Raw genomic sequence first — 24,063 nt, 5'->3', positions numbered from 1 at the left:
TTCCTTAATGCTTATGGTCACAACAAACTTGAGTTTTACCTAAAGCTGATAAAAGTTCAACTTCACATAAGTGTTCGTCTGTTGTTTTTATATTTTCTTGAATATTCTCTAATGAATGATAAACTAAGTTCTTATTCACATGGGCAACTTTTTTTGCATAGTTTAAAAGTACTGAAATATCATGACTTACAACAACTATACAAATATCTTTGTTTAATTGTTTTAATAATTCATAAATTTCATTTTGACCTTTTACATCTATGCTTGCAGTTGGTTCATCAAGTAATATAACTTTTGGATTAGAACAAAGTGCACGTGCTATAAATACCCTTTGTCTTTGTCCGCCACTTAAATCACCAATTTTTCTGTTTTCAAAACCTTTCATTCCTACTTGCTCTAATGAATACTTAGCACAAGAGATATCCTCTTTTGCATAACCAAAGATTCTTTTTTTTGCTGTGATATGTCCCATTAAAACTACTTCTAAAGCAGTTATTGGAAAGTCTGTATTTAAATTTGTATTTTGAGGAACATAGCCTATTTGTTCATTTTTTAAAGTTTTTATAATTGAGCCATCTTTCGATTTTAAAAGCCCTAAAATAAGTTTTAAAAGTGTTGATTTTCCACCACCATTTGGTCCAATGATTGCTAAGAAATCCTCACTGTTTATTTCTAAATTTATATTTTCTAATACTTTTATATTTTTTGTATATTCAAATGATAAATCTTTTATTTCTAATATTTTCAATTTTCACCTTCTTGCAACTTCGTCGCAATTATATCAATTTTTTTTTAATTTTAAATATATCCCATAATCTTTGAATACAATAATCCTATATATTCATGAAATGCCACTTCTACTTTATATAAATTTCTACTTGAAAAATACGAAGCAAAACCTTTTTCTTCATGAACTAAATGATTTGTAGGAGCTGCTATTGGATTTAATCCTTGCTTCTTAAAAAGCAACATAGCTCTTTTCATATGTGAAGCAGAAGTAACTAATATAAACTTTTCATCTTTTATAATCTCTTTTGCCTTAATAGCTTCTTCTTTTGTATCCCTTGGAGTATCAAGTCTTAAGATATATTCACTTTTAATACCAAGTGCATTTGCTAAAAGTTGCTGCATAAAAGCATGGGGATTTTTATCATAACCACCATAACCTGATACTATTAATTTTGCATCTTTTAGTTTATTAAAATGCTTAATTCCCTCATTAAGTCTATTTTGAGCTATCATATTTACCTGAGAAGTAATACTTAAGTTCTCATTACTTGCATGACCATTTCCCAATACAAGTACATATTTTACATCAGGAGTTTGAATCAAAGCTTTGTGAGAATCTTCCAAGGGCTGTAAAATTGCATTTGATATTGGCTGAAAAGAAAGTAATGCTAACCAAGAAATAGTAAAAAAAAGTACAATCTTTGCTTTTGTATATGAATTCTTAAATAAAAAATATACTCCTAAAGCAAACATAAAAAGAGCAATAGGCATGGGAAGTAAAAAAGCTGCTATAAATTTTTTAAGAAAAAACATCTATTCTTGCTCTCCTATTAAAGCAGAAGTATAACCAACTACTCTTGAAGCATCTTTTGTTCTATCATAAGAAGTACAATAGTGTAAAACTTTTGTATCTAAATCTTTTTTAATTGCAGAATCAATCACAGCTTTTACACCTATTTTTCCACAAGCTTCACAGCCTTTATCAAATAGACTCATATCCTTTTTTGCAATTGCATTTAAACAAATATTGTCTAGTTTATTTGCTGTTTGCTTATTATGAAAATGACTTAAATCAGTAGAAATTAAAATAAGATTATCTTCATCCTCTAAAAACTCATCTATTACTTTGGATAATTCTTGATAGTCTATTTTTCCATAAATTATTTCAATTATCGAAGAGTCTGGAAAATAGTGCTTTATAAAAGGAGCTTGAGTTTCAGTAGAGTGTTCTAGGTGTAATTCTTCATTAAAATCTAAAACCTTATACTTATCTATTAAACTTTTTGAATACTCTTTATCAATTTCTATATTTCCAAAAGGTGTTTCATACTCATCATATAAAGCAACACTTGCTTTTTCATAGTAAACATTATGAGTAGGACCTATTACGATTACTCTTTTAGGCTTTTTATCTTTACATATATTATATGCAATATTAGCAGTAAAACCACTATATACATATCCAGCATGGGGAACTATCATAGCTTTTGTTTTAAAAGTTCCATTTACTTGAAAGTTTTTATTAAACTCATTTATATATCTTAAAATTTCTTCTTTTTTTTCAGGATAGAAACTTCCCATAAAACCTGTTTTCCTTATTGTTTTCATTTTAGGAAAAACTCCTTGTATTTCATAATTACACTTAGGACACTTGCCATTTCTAAGCTTATTTTCTAGAACTTGAAATCTATTTCTTTTCAAAATACTTTCATTACAATTTGGGCAATAAGTGTGATTATCAAAGCCTATATTTCCAATATAAGCGTATTTAAGTCCAACTTCTTTTGCTATATCATTTGCTAATTTTAAAGACTCAAAAGAAGTGTTTGGTAAATCCATTTCTTTATAATCAGGATGAAATGCTGAAACATGCCAAGGTGTAAACTCATCAAGTTCTTCTTTTATAAAGCTAGCAATTTTTTCTAATTCTTCTTTTGAATCATTTTTTGTGGGAACTATAAGTGTAGTTACTTCCACCCAAATACCATTTTTCTTAAAATGCTTTAAATTTTCTAATACTTGCTTTAAACTTCCACCTAAACTCTTTTTATAATAGCTTTCAGAAAAAGATTTTAAATCAATATTTACAGCATCGATAATACCTTTCATATCATCAATTACTTCACTACTTTCAAAACCGTTTGAGACATATACATTTTTTATTTCATGTTTTTTGGCTTCAATAGCACAATCTTTTGCATAAGGATAAAAAATCGTTGGTTCATTATATGTATAAGAAATAGTATCACACTTATAATGTTTTGCCATTTTTACTATGTCTTTAGGACTATAATAAGTAGCTTTATTTATATTATGTTCTTGAGAAATACCATGATTTTGACAAAATGAACATCTAAAATTACACCCAACAGTACCTATTGAAAAGGATTTTGACTGAGGCAGAACATGATATAAAGGCTTTTTTTCAATTGGATCTATATTCATAGCAGCAGGATATCCATAAACTAGACACTCTATTTTATCACCTATATTTTTATTTACTCCGCAAATACCTGTTTGATTTTCTTTTAATTTACAATAATAAGAGCATAGTTGACAAACTAGTCTGTCATTTTGCTTTTCATAAAAATTCATTACTTTATCTTTATTGCAGTGTATGTATAAATACTAGGTTTATGTTCTAAGCAGTTTTGAGAGAATCCTGCTTTTTTTGATAGGTGAGTAAAAAACTCTTCAAAACTTGAAAGCTGTTCCCAAACTTGAGGTAAAAAAGTTGCTCTTTTTCCTTCAAGTTCTAAAATAACTCCATGCTCATTTATTTTGATTTTTTCTTTTAAATCTTGTGTATTCTCATATTCAAGTTTCACAGCAGGAGTTAAAACAGATATTTCAATATCTATATTTTTAAACTCCAAAGCTGTTAATCTATTGAATCTTAAATCACTAAAAGCTGCATTGTAAGCATTAGAAATCACATCATCAAGTAAACTTCGATGAGCTACTAATGAACCAATACAACCTCTTAGTTTTCCATGTAGGTTTAAAGTGACAAAACAAGCCCTTTGTTCATTTAAAATAGGATATTTTTCTATTAATTTTTTTTTATTAATTTCAAAACTACTATCAAACTCACTTAAAATTGTATTTCTAGCAACTTCAAGCAGAACTTGTTCTACACTAATTTCCATTTGTTTTCCTATTTGAATTTTATCATATCCTTAATAGCTTCAATAAACATATCACTATCATTTACACACTTACAAACTCTAAACTCTTTTACACCAATTTCTTCTGCTATTTCTCTATACTCAATATCAAGTTCAAAATCAGTTTCTGAATTATCAACTGTAAAAGCAATTGGGTAAATAATCACATTTTCATCTTTAAAGTTTTCAAGCATATCATCAAGTGAAGGATCAAGCCACTTCATAGGACCTACTTTTGATTGATAAGCTAGGTTTATTGATTTAAAGTTTTGACCTTCCTCTTCAAGCATTTTTGATAAAATCTTCACATGCTTGTTCATTTGTTTTTCATAAGGATCACCCTTATCTACAATCTTTTGAGGTAAACCATGAGCAGAGAAAATAAGATTAAACTCACCTGCTTGAGAGTTTGTTTTTTCTTTTATCTCTTCAATAATACATTTATTAAAAGCTTCATTTTTATAAAATGTTCCTTTTGTTTTTATCTTAAAAGAGTCTTTTGCATAAGCTTTAAAGTCTTCTAAAGATGATTTTGTAGTAGTTGTTGAAAATTGAGGATATAAAGGAAGTAAAACAACTTCTTCTATTCCATCTTTTTTCATATCTTCGATTACATCTTTTGCAAAAGGAGGAGTATATCTCATAACTTGATATGTTTTATACTCTTTTATATTTTCATTTACTTTATCAACTAATTTTTCAGTTAGTGGGTTTAGTGGTGAGAAACCACCTATTTCTTCATAGTTTTTCCATGCACTATTAAGTCTTGAAGTTGTAATAAAAAATGCAATCATTTTTCTTATTAGTTTTGGGGCTGCTATGATATTTTTGTCGTTAAACATATTTGTTAAAAAAAGTTTCAATTCATCTTTTCTTCTTGCTCCACCCATATTAAGTAGAACTAAGGCTTTTTTATTGTTTTCCATCTTTATCCAATCTTATAATTTTATCGCTACACCAAGTAGCTAAATCAATATCATGCGTAATTAAAAGTATTGCACATGAGTCTAAATATTTTATTAAAAGTTTCATTACATCATATGCGATGATATTATCTAAAGCTGATGTTGGTTCATCAACTAAAAGAAGTTTAGGCTTCATTAAAAGTGCTCTTAAAATAGAACATCTTTGAAGTTGCCCACCACTTAACTCATAAGGTTTTTTATAAAGTAAACTCTCATCCAAGCTCAGTTCTTTTAAATAGTTATTCATATTTTCATAAAAGTCATAATTAATTACATCTTTTATTTGTTCAATTATATTAAAAGTTGGATGAAAAGAGTTATAAGGATCTTGAAAAATAAGACTTAAACTCTGCTTTTCTATAGTTCCACTTTGAGGTTTTAAACTACCTATTATTAATTCAAAAAGTGTAGTCTTTCCACTACCACTTTTACCAAAAATTGTAAAAAGTTCACCCTTTTTTAAAGTCATTGAAAAATTTTCATAAATGGGTGTTTCTTTTTTATAAGAGAAGCTTAAATTATCAATTTGTAAAACTATATCTTCTTCCATAAAAAACCTCTTTGTAATTTAAGAACATACTATATAAAAAAGTGCCTTTAGCTTTGCAAAATCAAGCTTATGAAATCTTCACAATTTGTACACAATTATAGGTAACACTTATATTGACAATAAAAAATTAATTGTAAATATTAAGCCAACCAAAAGAAAAAATAGCTAAAATATTTACTCAAATTCAAGGAGAAACAATGAAGAAATTAGTATTAACTACATTATTCGCTGCAGCAACTGCTGCTACATTATCTGCTGCATCTTTCGCTGCATGTGCTGGATGTCACGGTGCTAACGGTGAAAAAGCTGCATTAGGTAAATCTGCAATCATTAAAGGTTGGGATGAAGCTAAAACTATCGCTGCATTAAAAGGTTACAAAGACGGATCTTACGGTGGAGCTATGAAAGGTGTTATGAAAGGTCAAGTTGCTAGACTTTCTGACGCTGATATTGCTGATTTAGCTAAGCAAATTGCTGCATTTAAATAATTAGTAATTCTTCAAGAGGTTAGTTTTTAACTAACCTCGTTTTTTTTCTCATCTTTTTTTATCTTTTGCTCTTTAGCATCTTTTAATTTTTTCTCTTTATTTATAGCATCATTTAAATCATCTTCACTATCAAAAAGTAAACCATCTACCATTTTATTTGAATCATCAAATTGACCATTTTTAGCACCCCATACAAAAAGCAATAAAAGTCCAAAAGAGATAATCAATCCAACAATCAACATCATAAACAAAGTATCATTAATCATAAATTTTTCCTATTTCATTTTTATTCTAAGTGAGTTTACTACTACAAGTAGTGAACTTAAACTCATAGATAGTGCTGCCACTAAAGGTATTACATATCCAAACATAGCAAATGGTATTGTAACTATATTATAAACTAAAGATATAGCTAAATTTTGCTTTATAAACTTGTAAGTTCTCTTTGAAATCTCAAAAGATTTCTTCAATGAAGACAAAGATGAGTTTAATAAAACAATATCAGAAACTTGCATAGTAATATCAGCAGAGTTCCCCATAGCAATTGCAACATCAGCATTTGATAAAGCTACAGAGTCATTTACTCCATCACCAACCATAACTACAGTTTTACCCTCTTGTCTTAAACTCTTAATATAATCAGCCTTTTGAACTGGCGTTTGCCTAGCATAAAACTTTGATATTGAAAGTTTTTCACAAACACTTTTAGCTACATTTTCATTGTCACCTGTTAGCATTACTGTTTCTATGTTATTTTCTTTTAAATAAGAGATTAGCTCAATTGCTTTATCTTTTATTTCATCTTCTAATTCAAAAGTAGCAATAACTTTTTCATTTATAACAAAGATATAAACAGTTTTATTTGTTTTAAATTCATATTTAATATTATTTGATTTTATTAACTCTTCATTTCCACCAAGTAAAATAAACTCTTCATCTTGTGTATTTTTGTATTTTGCACTTAAACCTTTGGCATCAATACTTTTTATCTCTTCAAGATTTTGATACTGCAAGTCATAAGTTTCAAAAAGATATTTTTTCACAGCATTACTAACAGGATGCTTTGAAGATGATACAAGTGAATACAATAAGTTTAGCTTACTGATATCATCATCCAAAATATTTGAATTTACTACTTTTAGTTTTCCTTTTGTTAAAGTACCTGTTTTATCAAAAACGACTGTGTTTGTTAAAGCAAGTGATTCTATAAATTTTGCCTCTTTAAACAAAAGTCCTTTTTTTGCCAGTAAAGAGATACCTATTAAACTAGCCATTGGTGTTGCAAGAGCAAGAGCACAAGGACAAGCAATAACAATAACTGAAATAGCCACAATAAATGATTTTTCAAAGTGATTTGTTCCCTCATAATCAAAGCCTAAATCAACTCCAAAAAAATACCAAACTAAAAAAGTTAATAATGATAAAGTAAGAATTGAAACTGTAAAACCTTTTGATACTTCATTTGCTTTTGATTGTATCTTTGGTTTTGAGCTTAAAGAGTCTTCAAGTAATGTAACAATTGATGAGAAAGTTGAGTTTTTGAAATCTTTTCTTACTTCAAACTCCACAACTGAGTCTGTATTAATTGTACCACTATAAAGTAAATCCCCTTGTTTTTTATACATAGGAATTGACTCACCTGTCAAAGATGACTCATCAAAAGAAGCACTTCCTTTTGTGATTATTCCATCAACTGGTACTTTATCCCCTGCTTTTATTTCTACTGTATCTCCGATATTTATACTATTTAAAGATATAGTATCTCTTATTCCATCTTTGATTACTACAGCTTCTAAAGGTAGTGTAGATTTAATTTTATCTAAGGTATCAACAGCTGATTTTTTTCCTATAACTTCTAAATATTTTCCAACAAGTACAAAGGTTATAATCATAGCAACAGAATCAAAGTAACTCTCCCCTTTTGCACCAAAGAGAATAAAAAGAGAGTAAATATAAGTAAGAGTCGCACCAGAAGCTACTAGAAAATCCATATTTAAAACTCTATTTCTTAAACCAAAATATGCACCTTTAAAAAATATCCATCCAGAGTAAAATAATACAGGTGTTGAAAGTAAAAATTCACCTAAGTGAACCATCCATTTTACTTCTTCACTCATTCCAGTAAAAAAGCCAGTATATTTTGCAACTCCAAGCATCATGATATTCATACTACCAACAACAGCAACCATCATTTTTATAAAATAATCTCTTTTTGCTTGTGTGGCTTTTTTATCTGCAACAGAAGAGTCGTAAGCATAAGCATTGTAACCAATAGATCTAATCCTTAGAATAATATCAGACAATTTTATATCATCACTATCCCAAGTAATTACAGCTTTGTTTGTTGTAAAGTTTATATTTGCTTCAATTATTCCTTGAGTTTCAAAAAGAATTTTTTCATTTAACCAAACACAAGCTGCACAATGAATCCCTTCAATGATTAAATTAATCTGTTTAAACCCCTCAGGAGTCACTCTTACATAAGAGCTTTCAAAACTTGCTGTATTAAATTTTTCTAAATCATCATTATCAGTTTTTAAAGGTGGAGTAATTGTCTTATTTCCTAACTTATCATAAAAAGAGTCTAAACCATCATCTTTTAATAAATGGTAAACTCCTTGACAACCTTTACAACAAAAATTTAACTCACCCTCTTTTATCATAATATCATCATCAAAACTTAAATGACAATGATTACACTTTACTTTTGACACTTTTTATAATTCCTATTTTTCATAAATAATTTTTTGATTGAAACTTTAATTTAGTTAAGAAGTTACTGTTTTTTCTATGATTAACTTTATTTATATCTAAATATGATATTATATCGTAATAATTATGGAGTAAGTCTTAATGGTAAATAATAATATTTCTATACTAAAAAACGTAACAATCCTTTATGCAGAAGATGAAAAAGACTTAAGGGACGTAACACATCAAATACTAAAAGGTTTCACAAAAAAACAATATCTAGCACAAGATGGGCAAGAGGGTTTAGAACTTTTTAAAAAGTATCAAGACGAGATTGACTTAATCATCACAGATGTAAATATGCCAAATATGAACGGTCTTGAAATGGTTAAAGAAATCAAAAAAATAAACATGAATATCCCAATTATAGTAGCTACTGCTTTTTCAAATAAAGAGTATCTATTAGAAGCTATTGATATTGGAGTGGATAAATATGTCTTAAAACCTATTGATGTGGCAAAACTATTACAAGTAATGTCTCAATCACTACTTTACCATGAACTAAAAGACTTATATATTGACAAACTAACAAACTTACCAAATAGAAATAGATTAAAAAAAGATTTAGAAAATACTGATATTGATTTGATGGCACTTCTTGATATTGATGAGTTTTCAACTATCAATGACCTTTTTGGTGAAAAAAACGGAGATATAATTTTATCTGAGCTTGCTAAAACTATCAAAAAACATTTTAGTGCTGATCACTTTAAAATTTATAGAATGGAAGCAGATAAGTTTGCCATTGTGTCAAAAGATAAAGATGTAGATGTAAATAAGTTTTATGATTTATGTAAAAGCTTTGCAGATAAAATCGAAAAAGACTCTCTATTTATAAATGATGATGAAATTGATATTAATGTAACAATAGGAATTGCAAAAGGTGATGGTTCAAGAGCCTTTAAATACTCTCAAAGAGTTATTAACTATGCAAGAAGTAAAATGCAAAGAATTATGATTTATAATGAAGCATTTAATATTCAAGAGTCATTTGAAGAAAATATAAAATGGGTTAAACAAGTTAAAATAGGATTTAGAGAGAATCTTTTTCAAGCTTATTTTCAACCAATCGTGGATACTAAAACAAAAGAAATTTATAAGTATGAAGCTTTAATTAGATACGTAACAAAAGACAATAAAGAGATTTCACCAATCAATTTTATAAATGTTGCAAAAAGAACAAAACTTTATCCAAATATTATTAAAATAGTTATTGATGACTCTTTTAAACTTATCAAAAATAAAAATAAAAGAGTATCTGTAAATATCTCCTTTGATGATATTGCAAATAAAGAAACAACTTCATTTGTTTACAAAATACTAGAAGAAAACAAAGACTATTCTCACCTTTTAGAGTTTGAGATACTAGAATCAGAAGAGATTTCAGACTTTGATGAAGTAACAAAATTTATTGAAAATGTTAGAAAATTCAACTGTTCTGTTGGAGTTGATGACTTTGGTGCAGGTTATTCAAACTTCAACTTATTAACGCTTCTAGATATTGATTTTGTAAAAATTGATGGTTCATTAATTGAAAATATAAATACTTCAAAAGATTTAGAGATTATTGTTACAACTATTGCTAATTTCTCAAAAGAGTTTGGAGTTAAAACTGTTGCTGAATTTGTATCAAAAGAAGAGATTTATAATAAAATAAAAGAGTTAAAAATTGACTACTGTCAGGGATATTACTTCGAAAGACCTATAAACTACGATAGCATTAAGTAGGCTTATTTAAGCCAACTTGATACTATATTTTCTTTATTAAATAGTTTTGTTTTTATTCTTGCAATATTAGCAATACTAACTAATTGTTTTGATGCTTCTTCTAAATTATCATTTACTATAAAGTAATCATAATCTTGAAAAAATTCTACTTCATGCTTTGCATTTTTGATTCTTTTTTCAATCACATCTTTTGAATCAGTAGCTCTACTATTTAATCTATTTTCTAATTCAGTTAAATTTGGAGTTGTGATAAAAACAGAAGTAACAACATCATCAAGCTGTTTTCTAACTAATTCATGACCTTGAACATCAATATCAAAGATTACTAGTTTTCCTTCATTTAAAGCTTCTTTAACTGGCTTTAATGATGTTCCATAATAATTTCCATGAACATTTGCATACTCTAAAAAATCACCATTTTCTATATCTTTCTCAAACTCTTCTTTTGATGTAAAAAGATAATCAACTCCATGTTCTTCACCCTCTCTAGGCTCTCTTGTAGTTGTAGATATAGAGAAGTAGTAATCTTCAATATCTTTATATACTTCTTTTAATAAAGTTGACTTGCCACAGCCACTAGGTCCTGATAAGATAAGAATTGCACCATGTTTTTCTTTAATCAACTATTTATCCTTTAAAACTAATCTAATATCAACACTTTTACCACTTGAAAGTTTATCAATTACTTCTTGATTAAACTTCTCTAAAAATGGCTTTAGTTCATTGATACTGTAATCACTAAGTACAAGTTTATAAGGTAAAACATCTGATTTACCTTGTCCTTCATCTAGGTTAAACTCATACTCTTTTACTTCTTCTAAGGCATCATCTATAATATCTGAAATATCTTTCCAATCTTGTTGATCCATATGAACTTCATTTTGGATTTCTTCTTCTTTTAAAATATTATTGATTTTACTTAATTCAGTATCGTCAAGTACACCACCCTCTTTTAAAGAAGCAAGGCTTACTATACTTTCATCATTATCATCTTCTATATCTGAGTATACATCATCAGCTAAAGACTCAACATAGTCAGTTATTGGAATAGTAACTTCATCATCTTCAAAATAGTCATCTTCTAAATTTGAAGAAGAATTTGTAGGCTTTGAAGAGTTTAAAAACTCTTTTGTAGCTTCTCGTTCATCTTCTTTTATATTCTCTATTTCTTCTTTTATAATCTCTTGAAGTTTAGTAGGTAAAAAAGGTCTAGGAATTATAAAATCTCTTGATTTATCAAAAGGTAATTCTTCACTTGAAATAGCTCCAAGTCTTTTTGAGTACTGCTTAATTATATTAAATTTATCATCTATAAAGCTTTGATCTATAACAATTAAATCATATTTTTCTTTTACATTAGTATCATCTGTAATTGTTAATTCTAAATTTAACTTTTTACAAACCAATGAAAAAATTTGCTCTATTATTGCAGTTTCACATATCAATAATAAATTCACTTTAACTCCTGCAATTCTTTGTCTTCAAGCTTATATACCTTATCACATCTCATGGCTAAGTCATTTTCATGTGTTACAAGTATTAATCCTGCTTCATTCTCTTTAATATAATTAAATAGTGTATCCATAACCATATTTGCTGTATCTTTATCAAGATTACCTGTTGGCTCATCTGCAAATATAATTTGTGGTTTTTTTGTTAAAACTCTTGCAATAGACAATCTTTGTTGCTGTCCACCACTTAACTCTCCCACACCTTGCTTTAAAACGTGCGCTATACCTAAATCTTGTAATAGCTTAGTATCTACTTCTTCATTGCTTAATAACTTAGCAATATCTAAATTTTCATTTGCACTAAACCCTCTAAAAAGATAATGAGCTTGAAATATTATACCAAAATCTTCTCTTCTTATCTTTAAAAGATTTTTCTGCTTTATATCATACAAACTTTTATTTTCAAATACTACTTCACCCTCAAAAGGTTTTAATAGAGATGATAATATATTTAAAAGTGTTGATTTACCACTTCCACTTGTACCAATAATTGCAATAGATTGTTTTTTGTATAATGCTAGATTTATATTTTTAAAAAGTTCATAATCGAATTTATGAAATAGTTTTTTAGCCTCTAAAAGAGGAGGTGTAATGAGTGCCTCTTTATTATCTTGTACACCCATTACATAGTCCTTTTAAGTAGTTATAATTATAAATAATTATTAGTTACCCATTTGTGCAGCAACTTCTGCAGCAAAATCTTCTTCTTTTTTCTCGATACCATCACCAAGCTCGAATCTTACGTACTCAACGATTTCAATTGATGCATCGCAAGCTTTAATAGCTTCTTCAACAGTCATTGAATCATCCATAACATAAGTTTGAGATAATAATGCATTAGCTTTATCTAATTGAGAGTTATCTTCAATCCATCTGTTAATTTTACCTTTAACAATGTTTCCGATAATTTTTTCAGGTTTACCTTGAGCTAATAACTCTTCTTTCATAGAAGCTTCAGCAGCTGCAACTGCTTCATCAGTTAATTGTTGTTTAGAAACAAACTCAGGGATATTTTTAAGAGGCTTACCAAGTCTTACTAACTCTTCATTCTCTTTTTCAATATCAGCAATAATTGCTTTATTTTCTGATTCAATAAATTCAGCTGATAAGTCTTGGTAAGAAATAACAGTTGGTTTCATAGAAGCAGCATGCATTGCAACTTTCTTTAATAAATCAGTAGTTTTTTCTTTTGCAGCTTCATCACATTTAGCACCTAAGATAACACCTACTTTTCCTAAGTGAACGTAAGCATTTACTACAGGAGCTTCAACGTTAATAACTTTTCTAGCAACTAAGTTTTCACCGATAACAGCGATTTTCTCGTTTAAGAAAGTAGTAAACTCTTGACCTTCAATTGATGAAGCAGCTAAAGCTTCTGCATCATTGATGTTGTTTTCTTGTGCATGAGTTGTAATTTGATTAGTTAAGTTTAAGAACTGCTCATTTTTTGCAACAAAGTCAGTTTGTGAGTTAACTTCTGTCATTGTAGCTTTAGTATTATCATCATTAACTAAAATAGTAATAATACCCTCAGCAGCAACGTTACCTGATTTTTTAGCAGCCTTTGCAAGACCTTGCTCTCTTAACCAAGTTTGTGCTTCTTCAATGTCACCATTACACTCATTTAAAGCTTTTTTACAATCTAGCATACCTGCACCAGATTTTTCTCTTAATTCTTTAATTAATTTTGGAGTTGCTCCTGCCATAATTATGCTTCCTTTGTTTCTTCAGTTGTTGCTTCAGCTTCACCTTCAGCTACAGCTTCTGCTACTACTTCTTGTGCTTCTTCTGCAGAAACAGTCTCTTCTTCTTGACCTTCTTCTTCTGCTAATGCTGCTTTACCTTCGTTCATAGCTGCAGCCATTTCGTTACAAAATAGTTGAATAGATCTGATTGCATCATCATTACCTGGAATTGGTAAATCAACTAAATCAGGGTCACAGTTAGTATCTAAAGGAGCGATAACAGTGATTCCTAATCTTCTTGCTTCTTTGATAGCAATTTTTTCTTTAACTGCATCAATAATGAACATCATATCTGGTAATTTGTTCATTTCTTTAATACCACCTAGGTAAAGCTCTAATTTTTGCTCTTTTCTAGAAAGCATTAATGCTTCTTTTTTAGTAAGTAAGTCTAATTGACCTTCTTCTCTCATCTTTTTGATGATTTCTAATTTTCTAATAGATTTTTTGATTGTTCCGTAGTTTGTTAACATACCACCTAACCATCTGTGGTTAACGTATGGCATATTACAATTTTCAGCAGCTTTTTTAACAGCTTCAGAAGCTTGTTTTTTAGTACCAACAAAGATCATTGTTTGACCTTCAGCAGCTCTGTCTCTTACTACATTATATGTATATCTGAAATATCTTAATGTTTTTTGTAAATCAATAATATAAATGTTCTTTCTTACACCGAAAATGAATTTTTTCATTTTTGGATTCCATCTTCTTGTTTGGTGTCCGAAGTGTACACCACACTCTAATAGGTCTTTCATTGTAACCATAGTATCTCCTTGGATATATTTAAAATTGGGTTTTGCCTCTGTGTCCCTTAATGCAAAATTGCACAACCCATAACAGGAATTTGACACATGTGACATTTCTAATTAAAATTAGAACCGTGATTTTAGCTAAGAGAAGTTTAATTTTTGTTTAAGTGATTTTTGCAAAGCTTAATCATTTAAAGCTAAGTATCTTAACTTTTGATTGATTTCTCTACTATATATACATTGACTTATTGCCTGTTTCATTTTTTATATCATATATAGATTTTAAAAAGCTTTCTGTTGCAAGAGATAAAGTAAATATATAGAAATAGTTTATTTTCTCAAATAAAATAAAACTAAATATAGAAAGGCACAACAAAAATGTAACTATCATGATATATTATCTTTATCTAATATTATTCCTTTATGGACTAATACTAATAGAAATCAGATGTTGAATTATGATTTTGACTTTTTTTAAAGTGAAAATTCATGACCTGACCCCTATTTTCTAAATTTTAAAATTTCAAGTTATTTGTAAGGTGGCGACTGCCCCTATTTCATTTGCACATAAATACTTACTTTTATTTAGAGCCTAACGTTTAAAATGAGCCAATAAATTGCCCACTGTGTAATTTATTGGCTCCAGTGATTTGTTATGAATCTTTGTGTCTAATTTCTTCTAATGGATGTCTTGAAATCAATCCCCACAAACCACCATTATCTTCTGATCCTCTTGCTCCGATTGCTATAAGATGGTGTTTTGTCATTTCTTCATCACAACCAACCACGGCAGATAAAGTAGATAGTTTTCGCCATTCAAACGAAGGATCTTCGAGCATTTTTTTTAATATTTTTTGACGGGATTTATCAAGTTCTTTTTGACTTTTAGATTTAAACCATTCAAGTGCAAAATTGCCTAATATCGTTAGTATAGAACCTACTATTGCACCAATCACGCCAATAAGCCCAATCCAAAATTTACTGTCACTTACTACTTGTTTAGAAATTTGTGATATTTCTTGCTCAGTCATAATTACTCCATATTTAAGATTCATAACTATTTATTATTAATATATTATATATTAATTACACATAAAATTACTTAAAAGAAATTCATTTTTAATGTTATGATATCAAGTTAGACAAAATCCTATAAGATAGACATATTTTAATATTTTCAAGGATTTCAAACCTAGGCAACAAGAAATCGCAAAACTTATTGCCTAGTTTGATTATTTTCTTAGATATATAAAAAGACTGCTACTACTGCAAAACCTGCTAGCATGAAGTAAACGCCTCTTTTTTTGAAGCCGTTTTTTCCTTTTACCATCCAAAAAGATGATATTGCAAGAAAAGATAAGATTACACTATAAATTATTGCTAGATAAAACCAAGCACTATCGTGTTTTGCTTTATGAGCATGAACAAAAACTTCTAAAGCAACTGGGTATCCTTTATATCGCACGTCTAGATTACCACTTGTTTGCTCATATTTTATATTTAATGTTCTCCATGCATTAAAATGCAAAACCTCATCTTCTTTTTTGATTAATTTTAATTTTAAATGCTTTTTTACATTTGCATATGATGATTCATCAAAAATCTCTTCTACTTTTCCTTGTAAAACAACTTTTTTAAACTCATCATTAAATCTATCTTTTGAAATATTTTTTTCAATTACTAGTGAATCTTTAAATTCAACTTTAAACCAACCAAGACCTCTACCTGAAAGAACAATTCCTGTAATAGCATAGATTAAAGTAAGTCCTATTACAAAATATCCAAGGTCTCTATGAAGAGACCTTATTTTTTTACTAAATGCGCTCATTTAAATCCTAAAACTTGTAAGATAACTTAACTTTAAAGTTTCTACCAACTTCATAGTCTGTATAAGTTGGATTATCAAAATATACTCCAAATGCAGTATGTTGGGCATATTTTTTATCAAAGATATTATCAACACCAAAGTTTAATGTTGCACCTTTTAGAGTTCCTGATTCAAACTTGTAAGTTGAATTTAGATTATGAACAGCATAAGCTTTTCTCTCTACAGTTTGATTTGCTGTATATTGGTATTTGTTACCTAAAACATATTGTGCATTATAAGCTAGTTTTAGTGCACTTGAAAAACTATAATCAACACCTGCCTTAAATGCATGAATTTTTGCAGTTTTAGGATCTTTTTTACTTCCATCACTTAAGCTTTTTTCTTCTCCATCAGAATAAGAGTGTGAAAGGCTTAAACCTAAATCATTTTTATTGTATTCAAACATAGACTCAAAACCATAAATTTTCACATCATATTGCGGTGCTAGAGCATTGTTTTTTGTTGGGTGAGAATAGTTATCTACATTATACTTATAAGCTGTAAATCCAAAGATTGAACTATCAGCATTTAATGCACTTGATAAATCATAATCAAATCCAGCTTCATAGTTATGTCCCTCTTGGGCTTTTACACCATTTGAACTCCATGTATCAATATCGCTTTGAGAAAGAGTTAATGTTTCAGGTAATGCAGGAGCTTTGAAAATCTTACCATAACCTACTCTAAAGCTCAACTCATCATTGAATTGGTACTTCCCTTTAAACTTTGGTGAAACCTCATCAAAACTACCACTATACCATCCACCTAATTTAAACTTATCATATCTAGCACCTAGATTTAAAACTACATCTCCAAGTAGAATTTCATCTTCAAAGTATAAACCACTTGATGTTAAAGTTCCTGAACCATCAATATTATTATTATTTACTACATCACTATTACTACTTGAACTATATGATGTACCTTGGTCTCCACTTGAATTTTTTGATTGTTCATCTTTTGAATAATCAATTCCATAAGTTAGTATATGATTTCCTAAAATCGTTCTATTTCTTAAGTCAAAACCTTCACTAGTGTTTTCATAATATCTATTACCATTTTGTCCTGACTTTACACCATTACTATCAAATGTATCTGATTTTTCTCTAAACATCTCTTGTGTGTTGTAAAAAACAGTTGCATCAACTTTTACTAAATCACTATTTGGATTATACTCATAGTCTAAAGTATATGTATCTCTTGTGATTTCATTGAAATCATTATCTGTAACTTCTGTTGCATTACCTTTTTCACCTGAAATATTTCTATTTCCACCATCATTATATTTATTGTAAGATAGCTTAAGAGTGTTACTCTCATCTATTTTAAATACAGTTTTTAATAAACCACTTTCAAGTTTACTTTTTTTATCTTTTACATCACCAACTGGCGTTTCTAGATATCCATCATCAACTACATTTACTATACCTAATACATCTAAGTATTTACTAGCGCTTCCATAAAGTGCAAGATTTATACTATCTCTGTTATATCCTGTTTCATGTGACAATGAAAGTTTTCCACCAAAAGACTCACCATCTTCCAATAAATCACTAGGATCTTTTGTTTCATAAATAAAAGAACCATTTACAACACCAGGACCACTTAATGCAGAGTTTGGTCCAAGTTCAATTGAACCTATTTTTAGCATTTGTGCATCAATAGTTTGATCACCAGAATGATGGAAAAGTTGTCCTGTCATTCTTGCTCCATCAATCGTAATATTTGAAAATTTATCCTCCAAACCTCTTACATAAACTTTTTGAGAATATCTTGAACTTCCTGTAACATTTACAGAAGGAAGTGAGTCTAAGATATCTTTTACATCTGTTGCTTGAACTAAATCTAACTTATCAGATGTGATGCTTTTGATATGTGACTCAAAAGCTGTATCACTAATATTTACTTCACCTAAATCCTTGCTATTAGCATTTGCACTTAAAGCTATGGCAGCACTTAAAGATAAAGATATTAATATTTTATTTTTCATTCTTTTTCCTATGTCTTAATTTAATATTGAGAATCATACTCATATAAAATCACTAATTAATCACAAAATTAAAAAAATTGTTTATTTTATCAATATTTAAATTGATAATTAGTATCATTACATAAAAATTAAAAGGCATTACATTGACAAAACCCTTAACTTCAATGAAAATAAATGATATAAATATATTAATTGTAGAAGATGAAATCGTTTTAGCAATGGCACTTGAAGTTAGCCTTAATAAAATGGGCTTTAATGTAAGTGGAATTGAAACCATACCATCAAAAGCTATACTTCATGCACAAAATAATTTTCCTGATATAGTACTAATGGATATTAATTTAAACAGTACTCAAAGTGGAATTGATGTAGCAAATATAATTTGGAATAGATTTAAAATCCCTATTATATTTCTAACTTCATACACAAATGACAAAACTATAAACAAAGCTTTAGAGTGTGAACCTTATGGATATTTGATAAAACCTTGTAGAGATGAAGAACTAAAAGCTACAATAAATACAGCTTTACATAAACATAGATATTTTTTCAAAAGAAAAAATGAACTAGTAAAAAATGACTCTTCATTTTTATACTTAGAAGATAATCTAAAATTTGACAAAACAAACTGTACTTTATACAAAAATAGTGAATTGATAAAACTTACTAAAAATGAAAAGAAACTTTTTAATTTAATTGCAAATACTACAAATTATACTGCAAGTTTTGAAAATATTTTTGCTTATATTTGGAGAGAAGATATTTATGATTTAGGAAAATTAAGAACACTTATATATAGACTAAAATTAAAAACAAAGGTAAATCTTTTTGAAAATATTTTTGAACAAGGTTATAAATTGAGGGTTAAAACTGTTGACTAAGCTATTAGATATAAAACAATATTCTTTAAATGCTAAGGTTATAATTTCTTTATTTTCACTTGCTTTGTTTTTATTGATCATTCTTTTTTCTCTTATAGTTCCAAAGATACAAGAAGATCAATACAAAAGACTTATAAATGAAATCGAACAAGTTCTAAGTATAACTCAAGAGCAAATAAAAGTTGCTGGAAAAGCTATAATGATGCAATCAAATCTTGAAGTACAATTAAACCAAAAAAAAATTGAACTGGAACTTCATAAGATTAAAAGTAGTTTTTCAAATAGTTCTAATATTGATTTACTTATAAAAAAACTATCCCAAAATAGTATCTTAAAAGCAAATAATTTCGCTATTAAAACAAAGGATAGTTTATATGTAAGTTCAAAAAAAGATATATATAAAGATTATAAATTAAAAGAATATAATAAATGGGAAGAGCATAAATTAAAAGATTTAAGTAGAAACTATGTCTACTATAAAAAATATTTTTTTTACACTCTAAGACTAGAAAAAAATCTTGAGCTTACAATATTTGCAAGTAAATATACTTTGAATAAAAATCATACTCCCTTCGAAAAAGATATAAAACAAAATGTCCAAAAAGCCTTTAATACTACTACAAAGCTTCATGAAGGTAAAACTTATCTTATCTGGATGAACTCTAGAATTAAAGATGAAAACACAAAAGCACTTTTCAGTGAAGATAAAAAGATAAGAAAAGAAAGATATACTCTAAGTAAGATGTCAAATGTACAAAACATCTCCACAGGAAACCTAAGTGCAAAAGAAGTTTTCGAAGCTAGAAATAAAAAACCCATATCCCACATATTAAATAACGAAGAAGCTATAACTTGGGTTAGAGATTTATCAGAAGATGAAAGTAAAGAGTACATTTTTTTACTTGTAAAAACTTTATATAAAAAAGATTTATCAAAACAAGTGGATTCTGTTCTTCTAAAAATACTACCTGCAAGTCTAATCTCATTTATATTAGTTTTAGTAATTGCTTTTTTCTTATTTAAAAGACTTTTTAAAAGTATAAATACTCTAACAAATACAGCAAAGCAAATAAACAAAGGAGATAAATCAGTTAGAAGTTTTGTAAAAGGTGATGATGATATAGGAACTTTAGGAATTGCCTTTGATAAAATGATTGATAATTTTGAAAATAGTATTGATACTTTAGATAAAAAAGTAGAAGAAAAAACTAAAGAGTTGACCGTATCCCTTGAAGAGAAAGAAACCCTTTTAAAAGAAATCCATCATAGAGTAAAAAATAACTTAGCACTAACAATAAGCTTAATAAAACTTCAACAATCAAAAATTGATGATGAAAATACAATAAAAACTTTAAATGATATACAAGAAAGAATATACACAATGGAGTTACTTCATAGAAAACTATATGAGTCAAGTAATCTAAATGCTATAAACATAAAAGAGTATATTCATAGTTTGGTAAATGATATTTCAACTAGTTATGATTATGAAAAAAAAGTAGCAATTGAGTTTAAAGTTGAAGAGTTTTTCTTTGATATTCAAAAAGCAATACCATGTGCTTTAATCATAAATGAACTAGTTACAAATACCTATAAATATGCCTTTGAAAATACACCAAAAGCTAAACTTTATATTTCTTTATTTAAAGAAAAAGATAATTATGTCTTAATAGTAAAAGATAATGGAAAAGGAATTGATAAAAAAATTGATGTTAAAAACTCTCAAACTTTAGGATTAAAACTTATAAACTCAATTTGTACACTTCAATTACATGGTAAAGTAGAATATATATCAAATCATGGGGCTATGTTTAAAATTACCTTTTAAAATAATTCGATAAAATATCACAAATTAATAAAAGGATTTTTTTTGAGCCTACATGAAAAGATACTATTACTTAAAAATGAAATTTCAAAAGGAGTTATTGGTCAAGACCAAATGATAAACTCTATTTTGATTGGTCTTTTTACAGATGGACATATTTTATTAGAAGGAGTTCCAGGACTTGCTAAAACAACAACTGTAAAAGCTGTTGCAAATGCCATTGATTTAGAGTTTAAAAGAGTTCAGTTTACGCCTGATTTACTTCCTAGTGATATTTTAGGTGTTCAAATTTATAATATGAAAACTCAAGAGTTCTCAATCAAAAAAGGACCTATTTTTACAAATTTGCTTTTAGCAGATGAAATCAATAGAGCCCCTGCAAAAGTTCAGTCTGCCTTACTTGAATCAATGCAAGAAAAACAAGTAACTATTGCTGATAATACTTTTAAAATTGATAAACCCTTTTTAGTTCTAGCAACGCAAAATCCTATTGATCAAGAAGGAGCTTACACTCTTCCAGAAGCCCAACTTGATAGATTTATGTTTAAAGTTGTGGTTGATTACAATAATAAAGAACAAGAGTACGAAATAGCTAAAAAAGCTACTATGAACTCCTTTGAAACTATAAATAAAATCATAGATAAAAATACCCTAGAGCAAATAAAAGAAGAAATTAAAAATATACATATTGATAAAGAGCTTGAAGAGTATATAGTAGATATTATATGTGCAACAAGAAATCCAAGTGATTATGCTTTAGAAGAAATAAGTGATTATATTCACTTTGGAGCAAGTCCAAGAGCTACAATTGATATGTTTAAAGCTGTAAAAGCAAATGCTTATATTAGAGGAAATGACTATGTATCACCTTTAGATGTAGCACTTGTAATAAAAGATGTATTAAGACATAGAATTATTTTAAGTTATGAAGCCCAAGCACAAGAGATAAATGTGGATGATTTAATACAAAAAATTATTGAAAAAGTAGATATTCCGTAAGATATGAATCTAGCACTAAAAAAAATACTTATAAAGACTAAAAAACAAGCCTTTTCAGAAGTTATTGGAAATAATATTTCCAAACAAAAAGGAGAAGGTTATGATTTTTGTGAACTTAAAGAGTATGAGTATGGGGAAGATGTAAAAAATATTGATTGGGTTATTAGTGCAAAAGCTCAAAAACCAATAGTAAAAGTCTTTCATTCTCAAAAAGAGCTAAATATAAAAATCATCAATTTACTTAGTGGTTCTACTTATTTTGGTACTAAGAAATTAAAAAAAGATGTAATTGTTGAATTAGCTTCAACTTTAGGATTTATTTGTACAAAACAAGGTGATCCTTTTACTTCATATATAGCAAATGATACTTTAGAGCTTTGTACTAGAAAATCTAAAAAAGTTTTCAATGTAAACCTAATGGCTGAAAATATATATAACTATAATGTTTTAAATAAAACTATAAACTATAAAAAAGTATTAGATGAACTTTTTAAATCTATCCATCATAAATCAATAATATTTTTAATAGGTGATTTTTTCGATATTGAAAAATTTGATTTAAAACTACTTAATTCAAAACATGAAATAGTAGTTCTGATAATAAGAGATAAATTTGAAGAAGAGCCAAAAGCTCTAGGAAATGTAAATCTAATTGATCCAAGTAGTTTTGAAGAGTATGAAGGAGTTTTAGATAACTCAACAATTACAAACTATATAAAAAGAATAAAAGAAAATGACCATAAACTTTTTAAACATCTTCAAGATTGTGGTATTAGATTTACAAAAATCTATACTGATGAAAATCCAATCAAAAAACTAATTGGAGTTCTTTCATGATAGATAATGAACTTAAATTAAATGAGATAAAAGGCTTAGCTGATATTCCTGACAACTCGATTTTTATTTTTTCAGCTTTAGTTTTTTTAGCACTTGTCTTACTATTTTTGTTAGTTTTATTCATCATTAAACTTTTAAAAAATAGAAAGAAAGACTTAAGAAAAGAGTACTTTGAAATATTAGAAAATTTAGATTTTAAAGACCCTAAACAAAGTGCATATATTATTACTAAATACGCAAGACTTTTAGCAAAAAATGAAAGAGAGCAAAAAATAGCAAATGAACTAATAGAAGAGCTTGAAGAGTATAAATATAAAAAAGAAGTTGATACTATCGAAGAAAAAACAAAAGCAAAACTATCAACTTTTATGGATATAGTAGATGTTTGATATTACATTTGAATACCCTTACCTTTTACTTTTAATACTGTTATTTATATTTTGTGCAGTTTTTTGTAAAGCAAAAAGCCCTTCATATTTAATACCTCATCTTCATATATTTAGTAAATCAAATATGAAAACAAGTTTTATTACAAGTGTTCTAAAATATCTCACTATTGTTTTTGCTATTCTTGCTTTAGCTTCTCCTATTAAAATAAACAATTCCCAAGTTATAAAAAATGATGGTATAAACATAGTTTTAAACTTAGATGCAAGTGGTTCTATGCAAGAGTTAGGATTTGATGAGAGTAATTATAGTAGAACAAGATTTGATTCTGTAAAACAAATAGTTTCAAGTTTTATAGAAAAAAGAGTTAATGATAATATCGCTTTTGTATTATTTGGGCAAAGTGCAATGATTGCAAGTCCACTTAGTTTTGATAAGCAGGCTCAAAGTGAGATCTTAAAATATTTTGAAGTTGGTATTTTAGGTAATAAAACAGCTATTTTAGACTCCCTTGCTTTAAGTATAAAAGTTCTAAAAGATAAACAAGCAAATTCTAATATCATAATACTTTTAAGTGATGGAATGGATAATGCAAGCTCTATTCCTTTACAAGTAATAGAAAGAATGCTTAAGAAATATAATATAAAAGTATATGGTATCTCTATTGGAAATTCAAACAATTATATACTTGATAAAGTCTCATCACTTACAGGTGGAAAATCCTATAGAGCTTATAATACTCAAAGTTTAGAAACGATATATAAAGACATAGATTTATTAGAAAAATCAAAGATAGAACAAAATAGAGTAATAATCAAAGACTATTTATTTTTCTATCCACTTTTTATAAGTGTATTGAGTTTATGTATACTAATTTTTTTAAGAAACAAATCATAA

The 24,063-nt window shown here is 27.8% G+C and carries 24 protein-coding genes; 8 read left to right on the top strand and 16 right to left on the bottom strand.

The window, feature by feature from the left end; translation table 11 throughout:
* Nucleotides 1-4: 4 nt before the first annotated feature.
* From NJU99_RS03575 to NJU99_RS03545, 6 genes are read right to left on the bottom strand one after another with little or no spacing between them, the layout of a single operon-like run.
* On the bottom strand, nucleotides 5-748 hold the full coding sequence (locus NJU99_RS03575; protein WP_254577358.1) for a metal ABC transporter ATP-binding protein: 744 nt from the start codon (nucleotides 746-748) through the stop codon (nucleotides 5-7).
* Nucleotides 749-798: 50 nt separating this feature from the next.
* Nucleotides 799-1,542 carry an ElyC/SanA/YdcF family protein gene (locus tag NJU99_RS03570; RefSeq protein WP_254577357.1) on the bottom strand — a complete coding sequence of 248 codons (744 nt, stop codon included), beginning with the start codon at nucleotides 1,540-1,542 and terminating at the stop codon, nucleotides 799-801.
* Nucleotides 1,543-3,324 carry an AmmeMemoRadiSam system radical SAM enzyme gene (gene amrS / locus NJU99_RS14950; protein WP_346731817.1) on the bottom strand — a complete coding sequence of 594 codons (1,782 nt, stop codon included), beginning with the start codon at nucleotides 3,322-3,324 and terminating at the stop codon, nucleotides 1,543-1,545.
* Nucleotides 3,324-3,878 (bottom strand): AmmeMemoRadiSam system protein A, encoded by a 555-nt coding sequence (amrA, locus tag NJU99_RS03555; protein WP_254577356.1) that lies wholly within the window; start codon nucleotides 3,876-3,878, stop codon nucleotides 3,324-3,326. The genes amrS and amrA overlap by 1 nt, the downstream gene beginning before the upstream one ends.
* An 8-nt stretch (nucleotides 3,879-3,886) precedes the next feature.
* Nucleotides 3,887-4,822, bottom strand: a complete 936-nt coding sequence (gene hemH / locus NJU99_RS03550) for a ferrochelatase (RefSeq protein ID WP_254577355.1) — start codon at nucleotides 4,820-4,822, stop codon at nucleotides 3,887-3,889.
* On the bottom strand, nucleotides 4,809-5,411 hold the full coding sequence (locus NJU99_RS03545) for an ATP-binding cassette domain-containing protein (protein ID WP_254577354.1): 603 nt from the start codon (nucleotides 5,409-5,411) through the stop codon (nucleotides 4,809-4,811). Before NJU99_RS03545 ends, hemH begins: the two co-directional genes overlap by 14 nt.
* 197 nt (nucleotides 5,412-5,608) lie before the next feature.
* Here NJU99_RS03545 and NJU99_RS03540 point away from each other — a divergent pair, with 197 nt between their 5' ends.
* Nucleotides 5,609-5,899, top strand: a complete 291-nt coding sequence (locus tag NJU99_RS03540; RefSeq protein ID WP_254577353.1) for a c-type cytochrome — start codon at nucleotides 5,609-5,611, stop codon at nucleotides 5,897-5,899.
* A gap of 26 nt (nucleotides 5,900-5,925) precedes the next feature.
* Here NJU99_RS03540 and ccoS read toward each other — a convergent pair whose 3' ends face one another.
* Both ccoS and NJU99_RS03530 read right to left on the bottom strand, forming a co-directional pair.
* Nucleotides 5,926-6,165 carry a cbb3-type cytochrome oxidase assembly protein CcoS gene (gene ccoS, locus NJU99_RS03535; protein ID WP_254577352.1) on the bottom strand — a complete coding sequence of 80 codons (240 nt, stop codon included), beginning with the start codon at nucleotides 6,163-6,165 and terminating at the stop codon, nucleotides 5,926-5,928.
* Between the two features lie 9 nt (nucleotides 6,166-6,174).
* A complete protein-coding gene (locus NJU99_RS03530) occupies nucleotides 6,175-8,613 on the bottom strand; it encodes a heavy metal translocating P-type ATPase (protein WP_254577351.1) in 2,439 nt (812 codons plus the stop codon).
* 139 nt (nucleotides 8,614-8,752) lie between these two features.
* Between NJU99_RS03530 and NJU99_RS03525 the strand changes: the two genes are divergently transcribed.
* Nucleotides 8,753-10,378, top strand: a complete 1,626-nt coding sequence (locus NJU99_RS03525) for an EAL domain-containing response regulator (protein WP_254577350.1) — start codon at nucleotides 8,753-8,755, stop codon at nucleotides 10,376-10,378.
* A gap of 2 nt (nucleotides 10,379-10,380) precedes the next feature.
* Here NJU99_RS03525 and gmk read toward each other — a convergent pair whose 3' ends face one another.
* The 8 genes from gmk to NJU99_RS03485 form a co-directional block, all read right to left on the bottom strand.
* Nucleotides 10,381-10,998: a guanylate kinase gene (gene gmk, locus NJU99_RS03520; RefSeq protein WP_254578069.1), complete on the bottom strand. Its 618-nt coding sequence runs from the start codon at nucleotides 10,996-10,998 to the stop codon at nucleotides 10,381-10,383.
* Nucleotides 10,999-11,001: 3 nt separating this feature from the next.
* Nucleotides 11,002-11,835: a hypothetical protein gene (locus tag NJU99_RS03515; RefSeq protein ID WP_254577349.1), complete on the bottom strand. Its 834-nt coding sequence runs from the start codon at nucleotides 11,833-11,835 to the stop codon at nucleotides 11,002-11,004.
* A complete protein-coding gene (locus NJU99_RS03510) occupies nucleotides 11,832-12,512 on the bottom strand; it encodes an ABC transporter ATP-binding protein (protein ID WP_254577348.1) in 681 nt (226 codons plus the stop codon). The genes NJU99_RS03515 and NJU99_RS03510 overlap by 4 nt, the downstream gene beginning before the upstream one ends.
* A 39-nt stretch (nucleotides 12,513-12,551) precedes the next feature.
* A complete protein-coding gene (tsf, locus tag NJU99_RS03505) occupies nucleotides 12,552-13,595 on the bottom strand; it encodes a translation elongation factor Ts (protein ID WP_254577347.1) in 1,044 nt (347 codons plus the stop codon).
* Nucleotides 13,596-13,597: 2 nt separating this feature from the next.
* A complete protein-coding gene (rpsB, locus tag NJU99_RS03500; RefSeq protein WP_254577346.1) occupies nucleotides 13,598-14,395 on the bottom strand; it encodes a 30S ribosomal protein S2 in 798 nt (265 codons plus the stop codon).
* A 638-nt stretch (nucleotides 14,396-15,033) separates the two neighbouring features.
* Nucleotides 15,034-15,411: a hypothetical protein gene (locus NJU99_RS03495; RefSeq protein WP_254577345.1), complete on the bottom strand. Its 378-nt coding sequence runs from the start codon at nucleotides 15,409-15,411 to the stop codon at nucleotides 15,034-15,036.
* A gap of 209 nt (nucleotides 15,412-15,620) precedes the next feature.
* Nucleotides 15,621-16,208, bottom strand: a complete 588-nt coding sequence (locus NJU99_RS03490; protein ID WP_254577344.1) for a hypothetical protein — start codon at nucleotides 16,206-16,208, stop codon at nucleotides 15,621-15,623.
* A gap of 7 nt (nucleotides 16,209-16,215) precedes the next feature.
* Nucleotides 16,216-18,237 (bottom strand): TonB-dependent receptor domain-containing protein, encoded by a 2,022-nt coding sequence (locus NJU99_RS03485; RefSeq protein ID WP_254577343.1) that lies wholly within the window; start codon nucleotides 18,235-18,237, stop codon nucleotides 16,216-16,218.
* A gap of 143 nt (nucleotides 18,238-18,380) precedes the next feature.
* On the opposite strand from NJU99_RS03485, the gene NJU99_RS03480 reads away from it, so the two are divergent.
* The 6 genes from NJU99_RS03480 to NJU99_RS03455 are packed head-to-tail and all read left to right on the top strand — an operon-like array spanning nucleotide 18,381 to nucleotide 24,063.
* Nucleotides 18,381-19,118: a response regulator gene (locus NJU99_RS03480; protein ID WP_254577342.1), complete on the top strand. Its 738-nt coding sequence runs from the start codon at nucleotides 18,381-18,383 to the stop codon at nucleotides 19,116-19,118.
* The gene (locus NJU99_RS03475; protein WP_254577341.1) at nucleotides 19,111-20,946 is read left to right on the top strand and encodes a histidine kinase dimerization/phosphoacceptor domain -containing protein; all 1,836 of its coding nucleotides are present in this window, start codon (nucleotides 19,111-19,113) and stop codon (nucleotides 20,944-20,946) included. The genes NJU99_RS03480 and NJU99_RS03475 overlap by 8 nt, the downstream gene beginning before the upstream one ends.
* 42 nt (nucleotides 20,947-20,988) lie before the next feature.
* Nucleotides 20,989-21,942, top strand: coding sequence for an AAA family ATPase (locus NJU99_RS03470; protein WP_254577340.1), 954 nt, complete (start codon nucleotides 20,989-20,991; stop codon nucleotides 21,940-21,942).
* 3 nt (nucleotides 21,943-21,945) lie between these two features.
* Nucleotides 21,946-22,779, top strand: coding sequence for a DUF58 domain-containing protein (locus tag NJU99_RS03465; protein ID WP_254577339.1), 834 nt, complete (start codon nucleotides 21,946-21,948; stop codon nucleotides 22,777-22,779).
* Nucleotides 22,776-23,168: a hypothetical protein gene (locus NJU99_RS03460; protein ID WP_254577338.1), complete on the top strand. Its 393-nt coding sequence runs from the start codon at nucleotides 22,776-22,778 to the stop codon at nucleotides 23,166-23,168. The genes NJU99_RS03465 and NJU99_RS03460 overlap by 4 nt, the downstream gene beginning before the upstream one ends.
* Nucleotides 23,161-24,063, top strand: a complete 903-nt coding sequence (locus tag NJU99_RS03455; protein WP_254577337.1) for a VWA domain-containing protein — start codon at nucleotides 23,161-23,163, stop codon at nucleotides 24,061-24,063. Before NJU99_RS03460 ends, NJU99_RS03455 begins: the two co-directional genes overlap by 8 nt.

The organism is Arcobacter roscoffensis, from assembly GCF_024267655.1.
GTDB classification, from domain to species: domain Bacteria; phylum Campylobacterota; class Campylobacteria; order Campylobacterales; family Arcobacteraceae; genus Arcobacter_B; species Arcobacter_B roscoffensis.
The sequence above is the reverse complement of the archived record's forward strand: the minus strand, read 5'-3'. Positions and strand labels throughout refer to the sequence as shown.